At 57.2% G+C, this 17,965-nt stretch carries 20 protein-coding genes; 7 read left to right on the forward strand and 13 right to left on the reverse strand.

Annotation, left to right across the window (positions count from 1 at the left end; genetic code table 11):
• Positions 1–132 precede the first annotated feature (132 nt).
• On the reverse strand, positions 133–1,386 hold the full coding sequence (gene traF, locus WD429_RS01450; RefSeq protein ID WP_368420393.1) for a conjugal transfer protein TraF: 1,254 nt from the start codon (positions 1,384–1,386) through the stop codon (positions 133–135).
• A 254-nt stretch (positions 1,387–1,640) separates the two neighbouring features.
• Between traF and WD429_RS01455 the strand changes: the two genes are divergently transcribed.
• Entirely contained in the window at positions 1,641–2,177 is a 537-nt protein-coding gene (locus WD429_RS01455) for an LPP20 family lipoprotein (RefSeq protein ID WP_368420394.1), read from the forward strand.
• A gap of 31 nt (positions 2,178–2,208) precedes the next feature.
• Positions 2,209–3,402 (forward strand): flagellar assembly protein T N-terminal domain-containing protein, encoded by a 1,194-nt coding sequence (locus WD429_RS01460; RefSeq protein ID WP_368420395.1) that lies wholly within the window; start codon positions 2,209–2,211, stop codon positions 3,400–3,402.
• Here WD429_RS01460 and WD429_RS01465 read toward each other — a convergent pair whose 3' ends face one another.
• From WD429_RS01465 to sufB, 7 genes are all read right to left on the reverse strand, one after another.
• Positions 3,403–3,864, reverse strand: a complete 462-nt coding sequence (locus WD429_RS01465; protein ID WP_368420396.1) for a SufE family protein — start codon at positions 3,862–3,864, stop codon at positions 3,403–3,405.
• On the reverse strand, positions 3,864–4,406 hold the full coding sequence (gene sufT / locus WD429_RS01470) for a putative Fe-S cluster assembly protein SufT (RefSeq protein ID WP_368420397.1): 543 nt from the start codon (positions 4,404–4,406) through the stop codon (positions 3,864–3,866). Before sufT ends, WD429_RS01465 begins: the two co-directional genes overlap by 1 nt.
• A gap of 60 nt (positions 4,407–4,466) precedes the next feature.
• Complete coding sequence (locus tag WD429_RS01475) at positions 4,467–4,820, reverse strand: HesB/IscA family protein (RefSeq protein ID WP_368420398.1); 354 nt, start codon at positions 4,818–4,820, stop codon at positions 4,467–4,469.
• A 13-nt stretch (positions 4,821–4,833) separates the two neighbouring features.
• Positions 4,834–6,087 (reverse strand): aminotransferase class V-fold PLP-dependent enzyme, encoded by a 1,254-nt coding sequence (locus WD429_RS01480; RefSeq protein WP_368420399.1) that lies wholly within the window; start codon positions 6,085–6,087, stop codon positions 4,834–4,836.
• Between the two features lie 6 nt (positions 6,088–6,093).
• Positions 6,094–7,392, reverse strand: coding sequence for a Fe-S cluster assembly protein SufD (gene sufD / locus WD429_RS01485; protein ID WP_368420400.1), 1,299 nt, complete (start codon positions 7,390–7,392; stop codon positions 6,094–6,096).
• A gap of 11 nt (positions 7,393–7,403) precedes the next feature.
• A complete protein-coding gene (gene sufC / locus WD429_RS01490; protein WP_368420401.1) occupies positions 7,404–8,174 on the reverse strand; it encodes a Fe-S cluster assembly ATPase SufC in 771 nt (256 codons plus the stop codon).
• A 62-nt stretch (positions 8,175–8,236) separates the two neighbouring features.
• Positions 8,237–9,685 (reverse strand): Fe-S cluster assembly protein SufB, encoded by a 1,449-nt coding sequence (gene sufB / locus WD429_RS01495; RefSeq protein WP_368420402.1) that lies wholly within the window; start codon positions 9,683–9,685, stop codon positions 8,237–8,239.
• 322 nt (positions 9,686–10,007) lie between these two features.
• On the opposite strand from sufB, the gene WD429_RS01500 reads away from it, so the two are divergent.
• A complete protein-coding gene (locus WD429_RS01500) occupies positions 10,008–10,364 on the forward strand; it encodes a helix-turn-helix transcriptional regulator (protein WP_368420403.1) in 357 nt (118 codons plus the stop codon).
• Here WD429_RS01500 and fabB read toward each other — a convergent pair.
• Both fabB and fabA read right to left on the reverse strand, forming a co-directional pair.
• Positions 10,351–11,562 (reverse strand): beta-ketoacyl-ACP synthase I, encoded by a 1,212-nt coding sequence (gene fabB / locus WD429_RS01505; protein WP_368420404.1) that lies wholly within the window; start codon positions 11,560–11,562, stop codon positions 10,351–10,353. The genes WD429_RS01500 and fabB overlap by 14 nt on opposite strands.
• A gap of 11 nt (positions 11,563–11,573) precedes the next feature.
• Positions 11,574–12,104 carry a bifunctional 3-hydroxydecanoyl-ACP dehydratase/trans-2-decenoyl-ACP isomerase gene (gene fabA, locus WD429_RS01510; RefSeq protein WP_368420405.1) on the reverse strand — a complete coding sequence of 177 codons (531 nt, stop codon included), beginning with the start codon at positions 12,102–12,104 and terminating at the stop codon, positions 11,574–11,576.
• A gap of 159 nt (positions 12,105–12,263) precedes the next feature.
• On the opposite strand from fabA, the gene WD429_RS01515 reads away from it, so the two are divergent.
• Positions 12,264–12,635 (forward strand): SirB2 family protein, encoded by a 372-nt coding sequence (locus tag WD429_RS01515; protein ID WP_368420406.1) that lies wholly within the window; start codon positions 12,264–12,266, stop codon positions 12,633–12,635.
• Between the two features lie 13 nt (positions 12,636–12,648).
• Here the strand turns inward: WD429_RS01515 and WD429_RS01520 are convergent, their stop codons facing one another.
• The 3 genes from WD429_RS01520 to WD429_RS01530 all read right to left on the reverse strand — a co-directional run bounded on the left by WD429_RS01520 (position 12,649) and on the right by WD429_RS01530 (position 15,044).
• Positions 12,649–13,479, reverse strand: coding sequence for an ion transporter (locus tag WD429_RS01520; RefSeq protein ID WP_368420407.1), 831 nt, complete (start codon positions 13,477–13,479; stop codon positions 12,649–12,651).
• A gap of 107 nt (positions 13,480–13,586) precedes the next feature.
• Positions 13,587–14,258 carry a hemolysin III family protein gene (locus WD429_RS01525; RefSeq protein WP_368420408.1) on the reverse strand — a complete coding sequence of 224 codons (672 nt, stop codon included), beginning with the start codon at positions 14,256–14,258 and terminating at the stop codon, positions 13,587–13,589.
• 78 nt (positions 14,259–14,336) lie between these two features.
• A complete protein-coding gene (locus tag WD429_RS01530; RefSeq protein ID WP_368420409.1) occupies positions 14,337–15,044 on the reverse strand; it encodes a Crp/Fnr family transcriptional regulator in 708 nt (235 codons plus the stop codon).
• A 171-nt stretch (positions 15,045–15,215) separates the two neighbouring features.
• Between WD429_RS01530 and WD429_RS01535 the strand changes: the two genes are divergently transcribed.
• The 3 genes from WD429_RS01535 (at position 15,216) to WD429_RS01545 (ending at position 17,956) form a co-directional block, all read left to right on the forward strand.
• The gene (locus WD429_RS01535; protein WP_368420410.1) at positions 15,216–16,136 is read left to right on the forward strand and encodes an AEC family transporter; all 921 of its coding nucleotides are present in this window, start codon (positions 15,216–15,218) and stop codon (positions 16,134–16,136) included.
• Positions 16,137–16,289: 153 nt separating this feature from the next.
• A complete protein-coding gene (locus WD429_RS01540) occupies positions 16,290–17,300 on the forward strand; it encodes a chromate resistance protein ChrB domain-containing protein (protein WP_368420411.1) in 1,011 nt (336 codons plus the stop codon).
• Positions 17,300–17,956, forward strand: a complete 657-nt coding sequence (locus WD429_RS01545) for a hypothetical protein (RefSeq protein WP_368420412.1) — start codon at positions 17,300–17,302, stop codon at positions 17,954–17,956. The genes WD429_RS01540 and WD429_RS01545 overlap by 1 nt, the downstream gene beginning before the upstream one ends.
• The last annotated feature ends 9 nt before the right edge of the window (positions 17,957–17,965 follow it).

Here is a 17,965-nt window from a genome sequence, read left to right on the forward strand (position 1 = left end):
AATGCCGGAAATGTCCGGTGGATTATCGGCGCTGGGCGTGGCGGAGGCAAACCACTCTGCAATAAAAAGCCCGGTTCTTCCGAACCGGGCTTTTACAGGGTGATACAACGGGTTCCTCAGAGAACTGGGTGGTTAGAAGGCCGCACCCAGCTCAATGGCCGCGCCGACTTCTGCATCGCTGAATAGCGCGCCAATATCCAGGCGGGCACCAAACACGGACAGGCCGATGCCGGCGGTAAGCTGGGTACGTTCCTCAACACCGTCGTTGTTGTCGTTGCTTGACAGGTTATGGCGGATGCCCGCCCGTAACTGGGCGTAACGGAAAGCATCGAATTCCGCGCCAAGGGCCAGCCATTGGGTGTCGTCCTCGTAGCCAAAGGCTTCTTTTTCCGTGAGGTCCAGTTCGGCGGTCAGAACATGGAAGTCGCCCTTGTGGGCTATGCCGGCGGTGACCAAGGGGTGGAGTTTGAGTTTCCGTTTTTCCTCGCCCAGCTCGGGGTGGTTGGCGGCCGACTCGAGGTCCATAGGAATCACGTTCCGGACCACGGCCCCTGCTGTCCACGCTTTGTCTTCGCCAAAGCTATAGGCTGCGCCAAGGTCGAAATTCAGGCCGCTTTTCTTTGTTTCTGAATCGTCGCTGTCGAAGTCATCATCCTCAAACCCGGACACGGTCTCTGTGTACTGGAACGTGCGAAGCTGGACGTATTTGGGCGAGAAGCCAATTTGCAGTGAATCGCCGTTTTCCAGCTCCAGTGACCTGGCCAGTGACACGCCGACTTCAATAACGCCAGACGCGAGGATGCTGCCCCGTGACTGCAGTTCATCGGAAAAGTTCGGGTCCAGTGCGCCGTTTTCAATGGCTTGCAGTCTTTGTTCGTCGCTCTCGTCAAACTCGCCCCGGGCGGTGGCTCTGAGGTTGGCATTAGAGAAGAATGCAACGGAAGCAGTCTCGGTCGGGACCGCCACTGCCAGCCCCAGGCCGGCGTCTACGCGGGTAACGTCCCGGTCGAAATCGTTGAGTTGCCGGCGCAGCTCTCCGGCAGATTGCTGCGCCTCCTCCTGATCCAGGGAGTTGATGGCGGTTTGTACATCGTCAATCGTATCCTGAATGTCGTCGATCTGATCAACCGTCTTTTCTTCGTCCGCAAAGCGGGCGTTGGCGGAAGGCAGAATCAAGCCAAAATCATCCGACCAGTTATGGTTGTCGGCTGCCAGCATGGCGGGGTTCGACATACCGGCTGCAGCCGGATGAGCAATGGCAACACCGGTGCCGGCCATGGCGAAGGAGCGTGAGGACATAGGCTGCTGTGGACTGGCCATGGCTGTCGTGGTTGCAACGGACAGTCCGATGACGATGGAAAGCTTGTTCAGGTGGTTATTGGTCATTTGTTTTCCTGTTGTTTCTCGGTAATTTGAACGCCAGACATCACACGTGGGTCAGGTTAGATTGGTTCCTGTTTTTTCACATTGGTAAAGCGGTAACGGTTTGTTTTACTGATGTAAACGCCGGTGGTTTTTTGCCGCTTCGGGTCCGGGCTCCTTGCCGCAGGTTGGGCTCAGTGACAGCTAATCAATGGGTTACGAAACATGGCGTGATTTTTTCATGGAAACTGTCACATGAGAATTTTCGGAGAATGAACATGACCCTGCGCTGGATAATCGTACCCCTGCTGGCTTTGACAATGGCCGGTTGCGCGCCGATGGGCATCCACCAGAAAAACGAAGGGCCTGACCGAAACCTGGAGCCGATTACGGTGCGGGTCAGCGGTTTCGGCACCTATGAGGACGCTTCCAAGGGCCGTCTCAACACCCAAAAACGCCTGCTGGCCCGCCGTGCGTCTCAGCTGGATGCCTACCGCAATCTGGCGGAACGGGTGTATGGCACGGTGATCTATGGCAGCTCGACAGTGAATGACTTCGTGCTTCGCAACGATATGTTCCGTACCTACGTCGACAGCTACATTCGTGGCGCCAAAATGGTGGCGGTCAACGAGCACAGTGACGGTGTGGTCGAAACCGTAATGGAGTTGAAGTTGGAGCCCCGGTTCCGCGATTGTGTGTCCAGGGTCTCCGACACGCAGGTTCAGGATCTGTGCCCGATTCCCATGCCCCGGGACAACGACAGTGTAGGCGATGTTGAGAGCCGAAAAGTCGACTCCCTGTACTACCTGGACTGATGACCCGGACTGACTGAGTGACCGATTCCGTATGACCATTGCCCGTATCCTGTTCGTAGTGATCCTGCTGGTTACGCCCGCCACTCAGGCGGCCGTTCTTGAAGGCGTGGGACACGCTACCATTCACAATGGCAACGTTGATGCGGCGCGGGAAAAAGCGCGCAAGGCAGCGCTTCGGGATGTGTCTCTGCAATACGAGGCGCAGATCAGCAGCCGCGATACCATGGAAAATGGCGTGGTCACCGAATCCCGCCTTCAGGTCGCTTCTTCGGCCCGTGCGCGGGATGCACGAATCGTGGACGAGTACCGCCGTGGCGATTTGCTGAGGGTGACTGTCCGCGCTGATATGTCACAGGGCAGCCAGTGCGGTGCGGGTGGCGCAACTGATCTGAAAAAGCGGGTGGCGGTGACTGGTTTCCCGCTGCTGTATCCGGATCAGACACGGGTAGGGCGCATCGGTGATGCCGGCGAGATCTTGCCGCAGCAGTTGCAGGCACGCCTTCGTGAAACCGACAATCTTCAGGTATACGGTGCCACGAGCTCCCGCCTGTTTCACGATCTGCTCAATGCGCCGACCCAACAGAAATTTGATAATAGCCTGACCAATGTCATTCAGGTGGCCCGGGAGATGGACGTGCAGTTCCTGGTAACAGGCGTGATTCGCGATCTGGGCGTGTCCGATCCCTCGGCCTGGGGCACCTCAGTGCTGGACCGGATGCAGCGGGGCCTTGGCCTGGCCAACCAGAACCGGCGTTTCGTAGCCGATATGATGGTGTTCGACGGGTTCAGCGGTGCGCCGGTCTATCAGCAACGGTTTGCCACCGAAGCCCAGTGGGACGCCGGCCCCGGTGCATCCGCCGGTTTTGATTCTGCCGGTTTCCAGGAAACCGGGTACGGTCAGGCGGTGGGGAAGGTCATGGCGGACATGAGTGCGGCCGTTGAAGAAGCGCTGGCCTGCCAGCCGTTTATCACCCGCGTCACCCGGGTGGACGGCAACCGGGTAACACTGGCCTCCGGGGCCACTGCGGGACTTCGCCCGGGGGATGAGCTGAACCTGTACCGAACGGAACAGTTCTTTGATTCACTGGGCAGAACACCCGAATTGTCGGATAGCCAGACCCGGATGACGCTGAATAATGTGCACCCGGATTTCAGTAATGGCGAGATGCCGCTGTCTGGCGGCGAGATCAATATTCAGCGGGACGACGTGGCGATCATCTGGTGATCAGGCGGTCGCGACCCGGGCGGCGGTGTCGCGGATCTTGCCGACCATGGCGCGCAGGCCATTGCCCCGGGTCGGGGAGATGTGGCGGAACAGGTCCAGTTTTTCGAACAGTTCGTCGATGTCGGTGGCCAGGAGGTCGCGGGGTGCCTTGCCGTTCAGGGCCACCAGAATGATAGCGGCCAGGCCGCGCACGATCATGGCGTCTGAATCGATCAGCAGGAACAGCTTGCCGCTGTCGTCATCGTAATGATGAATCAGCCACACCTGGCTCTGGCAGCCGTGCACGTAGTTTTCTTCGATTCTGGCTTCCTCCGGAAAGGACGGCAGTTGCTTGCCAAGATCAATAATGAAGGCGTAGCGATCTTCCCAGTCGTCCAGAAACTCGAAGCCGTCCAGGACGTCTTCCAGGGTGGTGTCTTTTCCCAGCGGGTTGTCGATAAAGGTCTGTTCGCTGGCTGTCATTACAGCATCCCCAGTTCAAGTTTGGCTTCGTCGGTGAGCATGTCGTTGCTCCAGGGCGGATCGAAGGTCAGGTCCACCGTCACTTTGTCGACATTGGGTACGTACTCGAGCTTGTGTCTGACGTCTTCGGTGATCACCGGCCCCATGCCGCAACCGGCGGCGGTCAGCGTCATTTTGACGTAGATGTGGTTGCCTTCGTCGCCACCGTTCTCAATCTTGCACTCGTAGATCAGGCCCAGGTCCACCACGTTGACCGGAATTTCCGGGTCGTAGCAGTTGCGCATGGCTTCCCACACCTGATTTTCATTGACGGTGCCGTCTTCTGGCGTGTCAAAGCTGCTCTGCAGTGGCTGCTTGCCAAGGGCGTCGGCGTCATGGCCTTCAATGCGAGCCAGGTTGCCGTTGACCGCCACGGTAAAGGTGCCGCCCAGCGATTGGGTGATGGTCACAAAAGTGTCCGACGGAATCATGATTTCGGTTCCGGTAGGAACAAGGCGCGCTTCCACCTCGCGTTTGGTCAGGACCACTTCCCGTTCTTGCATGCCTGTTCTGGCCTCGCTTTTCTTAATCTGTGGTGTCGGATTACACTGCGCTAATCCGACCTACGCTACGGTAAAGCTTTCGCCACAGCCGCATTCGGCGGTGGCGTTCGGGTTGCGGAAGTGGAACACAGAGTTCACGCCCTCGGTGACGAAATCGATTTCGATACCGTTCACCAGCGGCAGGTGTTCCTCTTTCACGAACACGTCAACGCCATCAATATGAAATACCCGGTCGTCGGTGGCGGTTTCCTCCACCCACTGGGTTTCGTACTTGAAGCCGGAGCAGCCACTTTTTCTGATGGCCAGCCGTATACCCCTGGCTTCCGGCTTTTTATCCAGTTGTTTGCGTACGTGCTTTACCGCAGTGGGCGTCATAGTGACGGCTACGGTTGGTGTGTAGACTTCGGCTGTCATAATTCCACCTCCATCAGGCAAACAGGCGCTGGACTTTCTGCAGTGCGGTGAACAGTTGGTCCACCTCGTCCAGCGTATTATAAAATGCAAAGGAGGCCCGGGCAGTACCGGGAACTCCGTAGAAATCCATCAGCGGCATGGCGCAGTGGTGACCCGTGCGAATGGCGATGCCCTGCTGATCCAGCAGCGTGCCTATATCACTGGGGTGCAGGCCAGCAATTTTAAAGGACATCACCGGCACCTTGTGCTTTGCGGTACCGATGACTTCCATGCCGGGAACCGTTGCCACCAACTGGTTGGCGCGCTCCAGCAAGGCTTTTTCCGCCGCTTCCATGGCTGGCCGGTCCAGACTGCCAAGGTAGTCTATAGCCGCACCCAAACCAACGGCCTCGGCAATCGCCGGGGTGCCCGCTTCAAACTTGTAGGGCAGGGTGTTCCAGGTAGTGCGCTCGAACGATACCCGTTCGATCATCTCGCCGCCGCCCTGATAGGGTGGCATTTCTTCCAGCAGCTGTGTCTTGCCGTAGAGTACGCCGATGCCCGTGGGCCCGAACAGTTTGTGGGATGAGAACACGTAAAAATCGCAGCCCAGGGCCTGCACGTCCGGCTGAAAATGCGGTACCGCCTGAGCCCCATCGAGCAGCGTCAACACGCCGCGAGCCTTGGCCTGTTCAACCAGCGGTGCCACCGGGTTCACTGTGCCGAGTACGTTCGATACGTGGGTGATGGCGAGAACTCGTGTGCGGTCGTTGAGCAGGCTGTTAAAGGAGTCCAGGTCCAGCTCGCCGTCTGGCGTGACCTGGATCGGCACCACTTTCGCCCCGGTGCGCTCGGCAATCATCTGCCAGGGCACGATATTGGCGTGGTGCTCCATGGTGCTGACCAGGATTTCATCGCCCGCTTTCAGGCGCGGTGCCAGTCCGTTAGCCACCAGGTTGATGGCTTCGGTGGTGCCGCGGGTCCAGATGATCTCACGGGTGCTCTCGGCGTTCAGGAAATCGCGAACGGTTTCCCGGGCACCCTCAAACGCGGCTGTCGCGCGGTCGCCCAGAGTGTGGGCGCCGCGGTGTACGTTGGAGTGCATTTCCCGGTAATAGCGATCCATAGCGTCCAGCACGGCCACCGGCTTCTGCGCGGAGGCCCCGTTATCAAGATACACCAGCGGCTTGCCGTTCATCTGCTGCGACAGGATCGGAAAATCCCGGCGAATGGCGTCTACGTCAAACGCGGACTGGTGCGCTGTTCTTGCTACGGACAGGTCGCTCATAACCGGTTATGCCCCCTCGAAGGTCTGATCGAAGAACTGGTTCAGCCGGGTTTGGGCGGTTTCCCGCACCTGCTCGACCGGAATCTGCTGCACCAGTTCGTTGATAAAGGCCATGGTCAGCAGCACGTTCGCTTCCCGCCGGCCAATGCCGCGGGATACCAGATAGAACAACGACGTTTTGTCGAGCTGGCCAATGGTGGCACCGTGGGCACACTTGACGTCATCGGCGTAGATTTCCAGCTCAGGCTTGGTGTCGATCTCTGCGCCATTGGACAGCAGCAGGTTTTTGTTGTTCATGTTCGCGTTGGACTTCTGGGCATCCTGATGAATATGGATGCGACCATTGAACACGGCGTGGGACTGGTCCGCTGCGATATTGCGATAGGTTTCCTCGCTGTTGCAGTGGGCGGCCACGTGCTCGATGGTGGTGTGGTTGTCGTAATGCTGCTTGCCCTGGGTGACCACCACGCCGTTGAGCTTGCACTCGGCCCCTTCGCCTTCCAGGCGCACTTGCAGATCGTGCCGGCGCAGCGGACCGCCAAAGCCCACACAATGGCTTTCGAAGCGTGAGCTGCGCTGCTGGCGCACACCGGTGGCACCGATGTGCTGCACGTTATCACCTTCCATATTGAGACGGATGCTGGTGACATTGGCCCCGTCGGCCAGGGTGAATTCGGTGACAGTGTTGACCATGACCGACTCGCCGCCGCTGGAAATATACTCTTCCACCAGCGTGATCTGGCTGTGCCGACCGGCTTCTACGAAGATGCGCGGATAGGCTGAACCGCTGGCGTCCGCGGTGACTTCGTGGACAATGAACAGAGGCTGGTCCAGCACGGCTTCCGGCTTCAGGCGAATCAACAGGCCGTCTTCGAAACGTGCGGAGTTGAGGCTTGCCATTTGCACCGCGCTCTGGCCGGAACGGTCGCCCAGCGTGCTGTCCATGCGATCCGCCAGTTCGGCGGCTTCGTCATCGTCCAGGTCGCCGAAGCGCTCGATGGTGATGCCATCAAGATCCGGGTAATCACTGGCCTCGGGCATCATCACGCCGTTGAGGAAAACCACCCGGTAGCCGGGTACCGCAAGGCTGCTGCCGGATTTGCCTTCCGCCGGGAGCGAAATGGCCATGTCGTCAGTCAGCTTCAGGTATTTGCTGGAGTACTTCCAGTTTTCGGTTTTTCGGGTTGGCAGTGGCATGTCCACCAGTGCCGTGCCTCGTTGTTTGCGCAGTGCCAGCAACGGTTCAGGCATTGATTGCCCGGCCGGATGAAGGAACGCAGCGGGCAGTGTGGGTGCTTGTTTCATTCCGCTCTCCCTCAGTTGGCTGAGTTGGCTGCTTCTTCGTCTTTAACGCCGAGCCAGCCGTAACCGCGTTCTTCCAGCTCCAGGGCCAGTTCGCGGCCGCCGGATTTGACGATCCTGCCGCCGGCCAGCACGTGCACGTAATCCGGCACAATGTGGTTCAGCAGGCGCTGGTAGTGCGTCACCATCAGGATGGCGCGGTCTTCGGCCCGCAGCGCGTTGACGCCGTTGGATACCACCTGAAGCGCGTCGATGTCGAGGCCGGAGTCGGTTTCGTCCAGAATCGCCAGCTTCGGCTGCAGCAGCAGGGCCTGCATGATTTCGTTACGCTTCTTCTCACCGCCGGAAAAGCCTTCGTTAACACCGCGTTTGAGGAATGCGGGGTCAAGGTCCACCTGTCTGGATACTTCTTTTGCCAGTTTCATGAACTCGGCGGCGTTCATCTCGCCTTCACCCTTGTGCTGGCGCATGGCGTTCACGGCTGTGCGCAGGAACTGCAGGTTGCTGACGCCGGGGATTTCCACCGGGTACTGAAACGCCAGGAAGATACCTTCGCGGGCACGCTCCTCGGTTTCCAGCTCCAGCAGGTTTTCGCCGTTCAGGGTAACGTCGCCTTCGGTCACCTCAAATGTCTCGTTGCCTGCCAGCACCTGAGACAGGGTGCTCTTACCAGAGCCGTTCGGACCCATGATGGCGTGAACTTCCCCGGCCTTGATCTCCAGGTTGATGCCTTTGAGGATTTCCTCTCCATTGACGGAGGCATGCAGGTTTTTGATGCTGAGCATTTGTCGGATTCTCTCTTTTCGAAACTGTATGAATTCGTTGGTCTGCCAGAGCTCGGTGACTGTTAACCGACGGAGCCTTCCAGGCTCACTTCCAGCAGCTTGCCGGCTTCAACCGCAAATTCCATTGGCAGCTCTTTGAACACCTCTTTGCAGAAGCCGTTCACAATCATGGACACCGCCTGCTCCGGGTCGATGCCACGCTGGCGGCAGAGGAACATCTGCTCGTCGCTGACCTTGGAGGTTGTGGCCTCGTGCTCGACAATGGCGGACTTGTTCTTGCTTTCGATGTACGGGAACGTATGGGCACCGCAGCGGTCGCCGATCAGCAGTGAGTCGCACTGGGTAAAGTTACGCGCGCCTTCCGCACCCGGACCGAACTTCACCAGGCCACGGTAGGCGTTGGAACTCCTCCCGGCCGAAATGCCCTTGGAGATGATGGTGCTGGAGGTGTTCTTGCCCAGATGGACCATTTTGGTGCCGGTGTCGGCCTGCTGGTAGTTGTTGGTCAGCGCCACGGAATAAAATTCGCCCACGCTGTTGTCCCCGCGCAGCACGCAGCTGGGGTATTTCCAGGTCACCGCTGACCCGGTTTCCACCTGAGTCCAGGAGATCTTGGAATTCCTGCCGATGCAGGCACCGCGCTTGGTGACGAAGTTGAAGATGCCGCCCTTGCCGTTTTCATCACCCGGGTACCAGTTCTGCACCGTGGAGTACTTAATCTGCGCATCGTCCAGCGCCACCAGCTCAACCACCGCTGCGTGCAGCTGGTTTTCATCGCGCATGGGGGCGGTGCAGCCTTCCAGGTAGCTGACGTAGCTGCTGTCTTCGGCAATGATCAGCGTGCGTTCGAACTGCCCGGTGTTGGCCGCGTTGATGCGGAAGTAGGTGGACAGTTCCATGGGGCAGCGCACACCCTTGGGAACGTACACGAATGTTCCGTCGGAGAAGACGGCGGAATTCAGCGCAGCAAAGAAGTTGTCGCCATGGGGCACCACGGTGCCCAGATATTTCTGCACCAGTTCCGGGTAATCGCGAACGGCTTCCGATATCGAGCAGAAAATCACACCGGCCTTGGCCAGCGGCTCTTTGAAGGTGGTCGCCACGGAAACGGAATCAAACACGGCGTCGACGGCCACGCCTGCCAGCTTTTCACGCTCGTGCAGGGGAATGCCCAGTTTCTCGTAGGTTCTCAGCAGCTCCGGGTCGACTTCGTCCAGGCTCTGGGGCATATCTTCTTTGCGCTTGGGCGCGGAATAATAGGAGATCGAGTTGTAATCAACCTTGGGGTAACCCACGTGAGCCCAGTCTGGCTCCTCCATTTCAAGCCAGCGACGGTAGGCTTTCAGGCGCCATGCCAGCATCCACTCCGGCTCTTCCTTGATCGCGGAAAGGCGGGCGATAACGTCTTCATTCAGGCCGGGTTCGAAGGTGTCGGATTCGATGTCTGTCACGAAACCGTGTTCGTATTCCCGTTTGATCAGCTCGTTCACCTCTGTATCGGTGGTCGCCATGATCGTCGCTCCGTATTCTCTCATCGTGGGCCGGGGGCCCTTGGTGTCGCCAGCAACATGGGTAATAATGCTGCTGGGCGGATGTCGTTGGTTCGGTGTTGCAGTAGTTGCTCATACCGTGATTGCGCTGATTATACAATACCAGAGTAAAACAGTCAGGTATTAAATTGCATGTGTCGGGATTATACCGTAATCATGGGGTGGGTCACCAAGGCAGCGGGTATGAAGGCGATAGCTTAAACAATCCCCAAAGTCGTATTGATTATTTTCGGCTAACACGTGTACGCTCTGTGGCGTTTGCTCAGATCAGGAGGTAGAACCCATGGCATTGCAGCCTCTAAGGCCAGCCACAACACGTGCGGCGCTGAGTTCGCGGGTGAGTTTGCTGATCACTGCGCAGCTTGCCCGGGGTAAGGTGGGTGTTGAAGCGGTGTCTTCACAGCTACACATGAGCCGTTACACGCTGCATAAAAAACTCAAAACCGAGGGGCTGACGTTCGCCCGCCTGCTTGAGGACGTTCGCCGCAAACAGGCGCTGACCTATTTGCAGGATCGAACCAAGCCGCTGGTGGAAATCGCCGAGCAGCTTGGCTTCTCTGAGCTGAGCGCATTCAGCCGGGCATTCAAGCGCTGGATGGGCACTTCCCCGGCTGAATATCGCCTGATCAGACTTTCCTGAAAATCAGCGTGGCGTTGGTGCCACCAAAGCCAAAGCTGTTGCTCATCACCAAGTCCAGCGTTTGGTCGTCCTTGCGCTCGCGCACAATCGGATAGCCTTCCGCGCCTTCATCCAGATTGGTGATGTTGGCGGAGGGGGCGATGAACTTTTCGCGTTGCATGATCAGGCTGTATATCGCCTCATGCACGCCCGCTGCACCGAGTGCATGGCCGCACAGGGGCTTGGTGGAACTCAGCGGCGGAATTTTGTCGCCAAAGGTTTCCTTCAGTGCTTTCAGCTCGGTCACATCCCCGGCGGGCGTGCTAGTGCCGTGGGTGTTAATGTAGCTGATGTCACCGTCCAGGCCTTTCATCGCCTGCTTCATGCAGCGCACCGCGCCTTCGCCACTCGGTGCGACCATATCCGCGCCGTCCGAGGTGGCCCCAAAGCCGACAATCTCAGCCAGAATGTTGGCACCCCGCGCTTCGGCGTGTTCCAAGGCCTCCAGCACGAGAACCCCGCCGCCACCAGAGATCACAAAACCGTCCCGGTCCGCATCGTAGGTGCGTGAAGCGAGTTCTGGCGTGTCGTTGTACTTGGTTGACAGTGCCCCCATCGCATCAAACATCAGGCTCAGGGACCAGTGAATATCCTCACCACCGCCGGCAAACATGACGTCCTGGCGACCCAGGGCAATCAGGTCCGCCGCATGGCCGATGGCGTGGGCGCTGGTAGCGCAGGCAGAGGTGATGCCGTAGTTAACGCCGCGAATACCAAAGCCGGTTGCGAGGCAGGCGTTAATGGCGCTTCCCATGGTGCGTGGCACCCGGTAAGGGCCAACACGGCGCAGGCCACGGTTGCGGTGGGTGTCGATGGAATCCATCAGTTCCACGGTCGACGCGCCGCCCTGGCCAAAGATGAGGCCGGTGGTGTCCGCCTTGATTTGCTGGTCGGTCAGGCCTGACTGTTCAATGGCTTCGCGCATGGCCAGGTAGGTGTAGCCGGATGCGGGGCACATGAAGCGCCACAGTTTGCGATCAATCAGCTCCGGGAGGTTCAGGTTTATCTGACCACAGATGTGGCTGCGAAGGCCGCTATCACGGGCCTCCTCGCTGAACCCAATGCCGGAACGGGATTCCTTCAGGGACTGGGTAACTTCTTTCTGGTTGGTGCCAAGGCTGGAGACAATCCCCATGCCGGTAACGACAACGCGACGCATCTTGTTAGCTCCTAAAAATCATCGGTGGAAGTGAACAGGCCGACCCGAAGGTCTTTGGCGGTATAGATTTCCTTGCCATCCACTTCCATGCGGCCATCGGCGATGGCCATGGTCAGTTTACGCTTGATCAGGCGCTTGATGTCCAGATAATAGCGAACCTTTTTGGCGGTCGGCAGCACCTGGCCGGAAAATTTCACTTCTCCGGCACCCAGTGCCCGGCCTTTACCTTCCCCGCCGGACCAGGCCAGGTAGAACCCCACCAACTGCCACATGGCATCAAGGCCCAGACAGCCGGGCATCACCGGATCGCCCTCGAAATGAACCTTGAAAAACCACAGCTCCGGGTTGATGTCCAGTTCCGCCACCAGGCTGCCCTTGCCATAAAGGCCATCATCCGCCCCGACGTGAGTGATGCGGTCCACCATCAGCATTTCATCGATGGGGAGTCTCATCGCACCGGGGAATAACTCACCGTGGCCACATCGGATGAGGTCTTCTTTATCGAAGTGGTCGGGGTACTGCTCTGGCTGCTCTGGCTGCATGGTACCGTTGTCCCTGTTACAGAATGGTTTCCTATATTTTAGCGGGATTTTCAGCGAAGGGTATTGACCATTAGTTGATGATTGCCATTCGGTGAATATACAGTTGGCATCCCGAAACGCCAGGCTGCGGCCCTGGACCGATCCACCATGGAATGATTTATGAGCGCGTACGTGATCCTCAAACACCTTCACATGACCACAGCCTACCTGACTGTGATCCTGCTTGCCCTGCGTCTGCTGCTGGACGTGGCCGGCAAGCCCAACTGGCGGCAGACACCGCTGCGGTGGATTCCCCACGCCAACGATACGATTCTGCTGCTGGCGGCGATCAGCCTGCTGTTCGTGACACCCTGGATGCCGTTTGTGCACGGCTGGCTGACCGTCAAAATTCTTCTTCTGGTGGGTTACGTTGTCGCCGGCGTGTTTGCATTGAAACAGACCAAAAGCGTGCCTGTTCGCACCGTTGCCGCGCTGCTGGCGCTGGTTCAGGTCATGGCGATCTTCCACCTGGCGATGGCGAAGCCGTTCTGATGCGTGCGGGGGGCTATCGCTCCCCGGATTTTCCGGACACCTGCTTCGTCAGCTCTTTTAGCTGTTCCTGAACGGCTTGCAGCTGGCGGGCTATGTCATCTCGCTCGTCGTGGGCCTTCTGGGCCTGCTCCGCGTTCTGTTCTTCGCTCATGACTTCCAGAATCGCCCCGATCATCATGTTCAGAAACACGAAGGCGGTCAGGAAGATAAACGTCAGGTAGTAGACCCAGCTGAGCGGGTAAAATTCCATGGTTTCATACATGACGTCAGTCCAGTCCTCAAACGTGGCAACCCGGAACAGCGTCAACAGGGCAATGGCCACATCACCCCACAAGTCTTCGTTGACCTTGGCAAAGAACATGGAGCCCATGGCGGCATAGATGTAAAAGATGATGAACATCAGCAGGGCGATGTAGCCCATGCGGGGAATGGCTTTCAGCAGAGAGTTGATCAGAAAGCGCAGTTCCGGCACCACCGAGACCAGCCGCAGCACGCGGAATACCCTCAACAAACGTCCCAGTAGCACCGCTTCAGAGTTGTCGAGCGGGATAAGGCTGCCGATGACGACCAGTGTGTCAAACAGGTTCCAGCCATCAAACAGAAAGCGCTTTTTGTCGTTGCACACGCCAAAGCGAAAAAGAATTTCAAGCAGGAAGAACAGCGTGATGCCAGTGTCCAGCACACTGAGGCTTTGCTCGAGCCAGGGTGCCACATCGTAGGTTTTTGCCCCGATGGTGAGCGCGGACATAATAATAATGGCGATAACCGCGCCCTGGAAAAGCTTGCTGGATTCTATGCGGCGCAACTGCTCAAAACCGGAAGTGGGGTTCAATTCTGACGACATGGCTAACAGCAGCTCCAGACGATTCGCAAGCCCGGAATTCTAAAGGGCCGGGGACGGAATGGATAGTGTGACCCTGTCGGCGATGCGAGTGTTAGTCAGATTGCGGTTCAGAGCGACGGGGTGTGGGGCAGAACACCGTAGTAAATGGCACTGAAATGCAGAGCACTGCCGCCGATGACAAACAGGTGCCAGACGGCGTGCATGTAGGGAACCCGGTCTGCCAGGTAGAACAGAACGCCGGCGGTGTACACCACGCCACCGGCAATGGTCAGATAAAGCGCGGTGTCGTTCAGGCTGGCCGCAAGATCCGATGAGGCGAAGAGAATCAGCCAGCCCATGGCGACGTAGATGCCCACCCGGACGAGCTTAAAGCGGTTCCTGAAAATCACCTTGAGCACCACCCCGGTCAATGCGAGGGCCCAGATAACCACAAACAGCGTCCAGCCAGAGGTGTCGCGCATGTTGACCAGCAAAAATGGCGTGTAGGTGCCTGCAATCAGCAAAAAAATCGCACAGTGATCGAGGGTTTTGAACACCGCCCGGAACTCCGGGCGACGGGCCCCGTGATACAGCGCGGAAGAAACGTAAAGCAGAATCAGCGAGGCACCGAAAATACTGAAGCTGACAACCTTCCAGATATCCCCCAACTGACTGGCACCGGCAACCAGTGCCACTGTGCCTATTATGCTGAGCAAGGCTCCCAGGCCGTGGGTTGCGCTGTTGAGCCACTCTTCAATGCGATGGTGAACGCTCGGGGCGCTGTGTTCCGGGGAGGTCATTGTTGTAGCTGCTCTGTCTGTCATGGCGACAAAGGTACTTGAGCGTACAGCTGTGCGCAATGGTTGCGAGAGGCCTTTTTATGCCTGACCGGTTCTGAGTGCGGTCTTGATGCGCGAATAGGTCGCGGGTACCACGCCAAGCCAGGATGCGAGCTGGTTGTCAGGCACCCGTTTGATCAGCTCCGGATATTCCTCCAGTAGTAACGCGTATCGTTCCCGGGCGGCCAGAGTCTGCTTGCGGAACTCTCTCATGCTGGTGAGTTCGGCCAGCTCCTCAATCAGCGCCAGTGCGAAACCGGACCAGACACCCTCGCCATGGCTCTGGAGTGCCGCACGGAACGCGGAAAAATCGGCGACCCAGAGCGTAGCGGGCGTCACCGACGTCAGGCACAGCGTATTGCGTGCCGTGCGGCTGCGGGCGAAAACCGGCCAGACCATATCCCCCTCGGTGAAAAAGTGGTGAATGGCGGTTTTGCCACTTGGCGCTTCGCGGAATAACCGGAGTATGCCGTACTGCACCAGATAGACGTTTTCCCAGGGCTTATCGTGCCGCTCCAGCGGCTGTTCCGCCTCTACCCGTTGTTGTTGAAACATTTGAGACAGCCCGCTCAGGAACTGATGGTCTGGCGTGTTCGAATCATTGTTGAGGTGAATGCCAAAAACCCGGCTCAGCCCGTTAATCAGAGACAGCTGGGCTTGTGCTGCCGGTTTATCGACGTGCTTGTCTGGCAGACCGGAAAGGTAGCAAGGGGAGGATGAGAGGGAAACGCCGGTGTTAGATTTCATTGCGACAAACTCATTGCTGATAAGAAACACAGTCAGTATTTCAGTATGGCAGGTACCTGTTAAATGATTTATATCATTTAGAGTTATAGGGCGGGTCAATAAACACCGGATTGTACAGGTAGTGATACAATTCTGGGCCTGATCGAGCCGCCCTCTGTTTTCGGAGCCTTCATGACCGCCGCGCTGGCCCTTTTCTACAAACTTCTTCCGCTTTACGTCACCGTTATTCTGGGCTGGCTGTCCGGCCGTTATCTGGAGGCCAGTGGCAGACACATTGCCGGCATCATGCTGTACATTATGACCCCTTCGGTGGTGTTTTCCGGGGTGATGGCCGCACCCTTGTCCATGGAAGTCATTCTGCTGCCAGTGCTGACGTTCAGCCTGTGTACGGTTATTGGAGTGGCCCATCTCTGGCTTGCCAGGCGCTTTATTGCCGATGGCAGTGCCAGCCTGATGCCCTTGTCGGTGGGTACCGGTAATACCGGCTATTTTGGTATCCCGGTGGCGTTGTTGCTGTTCGGCCAGGAAGGGCTGGCGCTGTACATTGTCTGCATGCTGGGCACCACACTGTTTGAGAACTCCGTGGGTTTCTATCTGGCAGCAAGGGGCCGCTACAGCCTCAGGGATTCCCTGGTTCGTGTCGCACGTTTGCCCTCCGTGTATGCCTTCGGTCTGGCAGTTGTACTGAATCTCTCCGGCTTCTCGATTCCAGAGGTGTTTACGCCGCTGTTTGATAACCTGCGAGGTGCCTACAGCATCCTTGGCATGATGATCATCGGCATGGGTATTCTCAGTTTCCGTGGGTTGGCGGGGAACCTTCGCTTCACGAGCCTGGCGTTTTTCGGCAAGTTCGTCACCTGGCCCATTGTGGCACTGCTTTTCTGGTGGCTGGATGCCAACGTGTTCGGGATTTATGACCTGGCGGTGTATCAGGCCATTTTCCTGATCTCCATTACCCCCATCGCCGCCAATACCGTGGTGATTGCCACCCTGCTGGATACGGCACCGAAACAGGCGGCGGGCACCGCCTTGCTCAGTACGCTGTTTGCGCTGGCGTTCATTCCCGTGATGGTGGCGCTGGTTCTGTCATGAATGTGATCTGGCTCACGATTCTTTGGGTTTTCCTGGCCAAGATTTGAGAATAAGGAATAGGTTTGCTAGCTTGAATCGAAATTAAAGAATATTAACGAATTGAATGCAGTAACCTGTAAAAGGCCGCTCTCATCTCGCAGTAAGGGAATAGTTGTGAAGTTATGGCATGGACTAGCCTTGTTTACCCTCTTTGTTGCCACTTTTTCATACACCTCCATAAGTGATTCGTTTGGCGGGAAGTCGTACGGTACATGGCAAAGCCTTGAGCCTGATTCTTGGGCATCCGTCTGGTTGATACGCACCCATATAGATCCTCAGGCAGACATTGTCATCCGACCTGCCGACTCGCAACTCGACGTGGATGTTTCCTTTGCAATTCCCGGCAGCGCCTATGTCAGAGACAAGAGTTCCTCAGGGTTTGAAAAGCTTCTTGGTCGTGTTGACAAACCTGACCCTACGCTGATCCGTATGGGTGAAATCGTGCATGCCATGGAGAGCGCCACCTGGTCATTCGACGGTGATGAAGCACCCAGAGTCGTTGAGCAGGCCTACCGGACTCTTCAGGATCGGTTTGATCGCCAGTACGTACCCGCTACCTGTTACGGCCAGTTTTTTGACACGCTCTATCAGTCGGTCAAGAAAAATGAGCGCCCGGCACAAATGTCCCGTGCGCTGGATGCAGCGTTAGGTAATATCGCGAAGGATTGCAACTGGGAGTCTGCTGGCGGAGCGGGTGACATTGCATTAAAAGAGACCAATCGCGTAGAGACGGTTCCAATTCCGGATATATTGTCGACGATCGCGGCGGGCCAGAAGGTGATTTTTGTTGATACCCGTGAAACGCAGGAGTTTGAAGAAAGCCATATTCCGGGGGCCATCAATATCAAGCTTCGGGACATCAGCGATCATTCGGTAGCGGCGCTGAAGGCGGCGGATCTCGTAGTCAGCTATTGCCTGAAAGATTTTCGAGGGTACGAAGTGGCTCGGAAGCTCATGCATCACGGTGTTAGCAATTCAGCCATTATGGATCCGCATGGTTATGTTGCCTGGCGTACCTTGGGCCTGCCTGTGGCAGCAAAGGGGGAGCAGAGCGACTCGGCATTGGCCCGGCTGAATTCATGTGCACAGGATCCAGTGAAGTGCCTGAACAAGGATGGTGAATAATGGCCCAACGGATATTCAGCTCCAATCTTTTTTGGGAGCTTCTGGCGGTGGTTATCGTTTCCGCTGCAGTGGCGACATGGATGAATAGTGTTTTTCCACTCGATAGCTGGCGATGGAGCGAGCCGCCTGGACAAGGGTTCTATCTTCTTTCCAAGCTGTTCGGTTTACTGGCCGTCGTGGCAATCTGGTGGCAGGTTTTGGCGGCTGTTCTGAATCATCCTGTCGTCTCGTCCAGGCGGCTTAGAGGGCACCAGTATATGGGCGCGGTACTCATGTTGACCGCCGTCCTCCATTATCTGTTTTTTGTATCAGCGGTCTATTTGCGGAACCAGACGTTTCCTTACGAGCTGCTTTATCCGGTGTTTGATAATTATTTCAAGGTCAGTCTCAGCGCCGGGTGGTTTGCGTTTATCAGCCTGATCGTTACGTTCTTGGCGGCGGTATTTCGCAGGAAACTCGGTGCGGTCTGGCGGCTGGTTCACAGGCTCGCATTCGTCGCAGTGATTCTTGGCGTATTGCACGGCTTCATGATTGGCACGGAAACCGGCTACGGGTTGTTTTCCTACATTTACTATCTTCTGATCGCCACGATTGTCGTGGCGCTTGTTACAAGGATTGGTTTATCGGGGCGAAAGCCCTTTTTAGCCGCAGGATGAATCTGGCAT

The sequence above is a fragment of the Marinobacter sp. genome (assembly GCF_040904845.1).
Taxonomy (GTDB): Bacteria; Pseudomonadota; Gammaproteobacteria; order Pseudomonadales; family Oleiphilaceae; genus Marinobacter.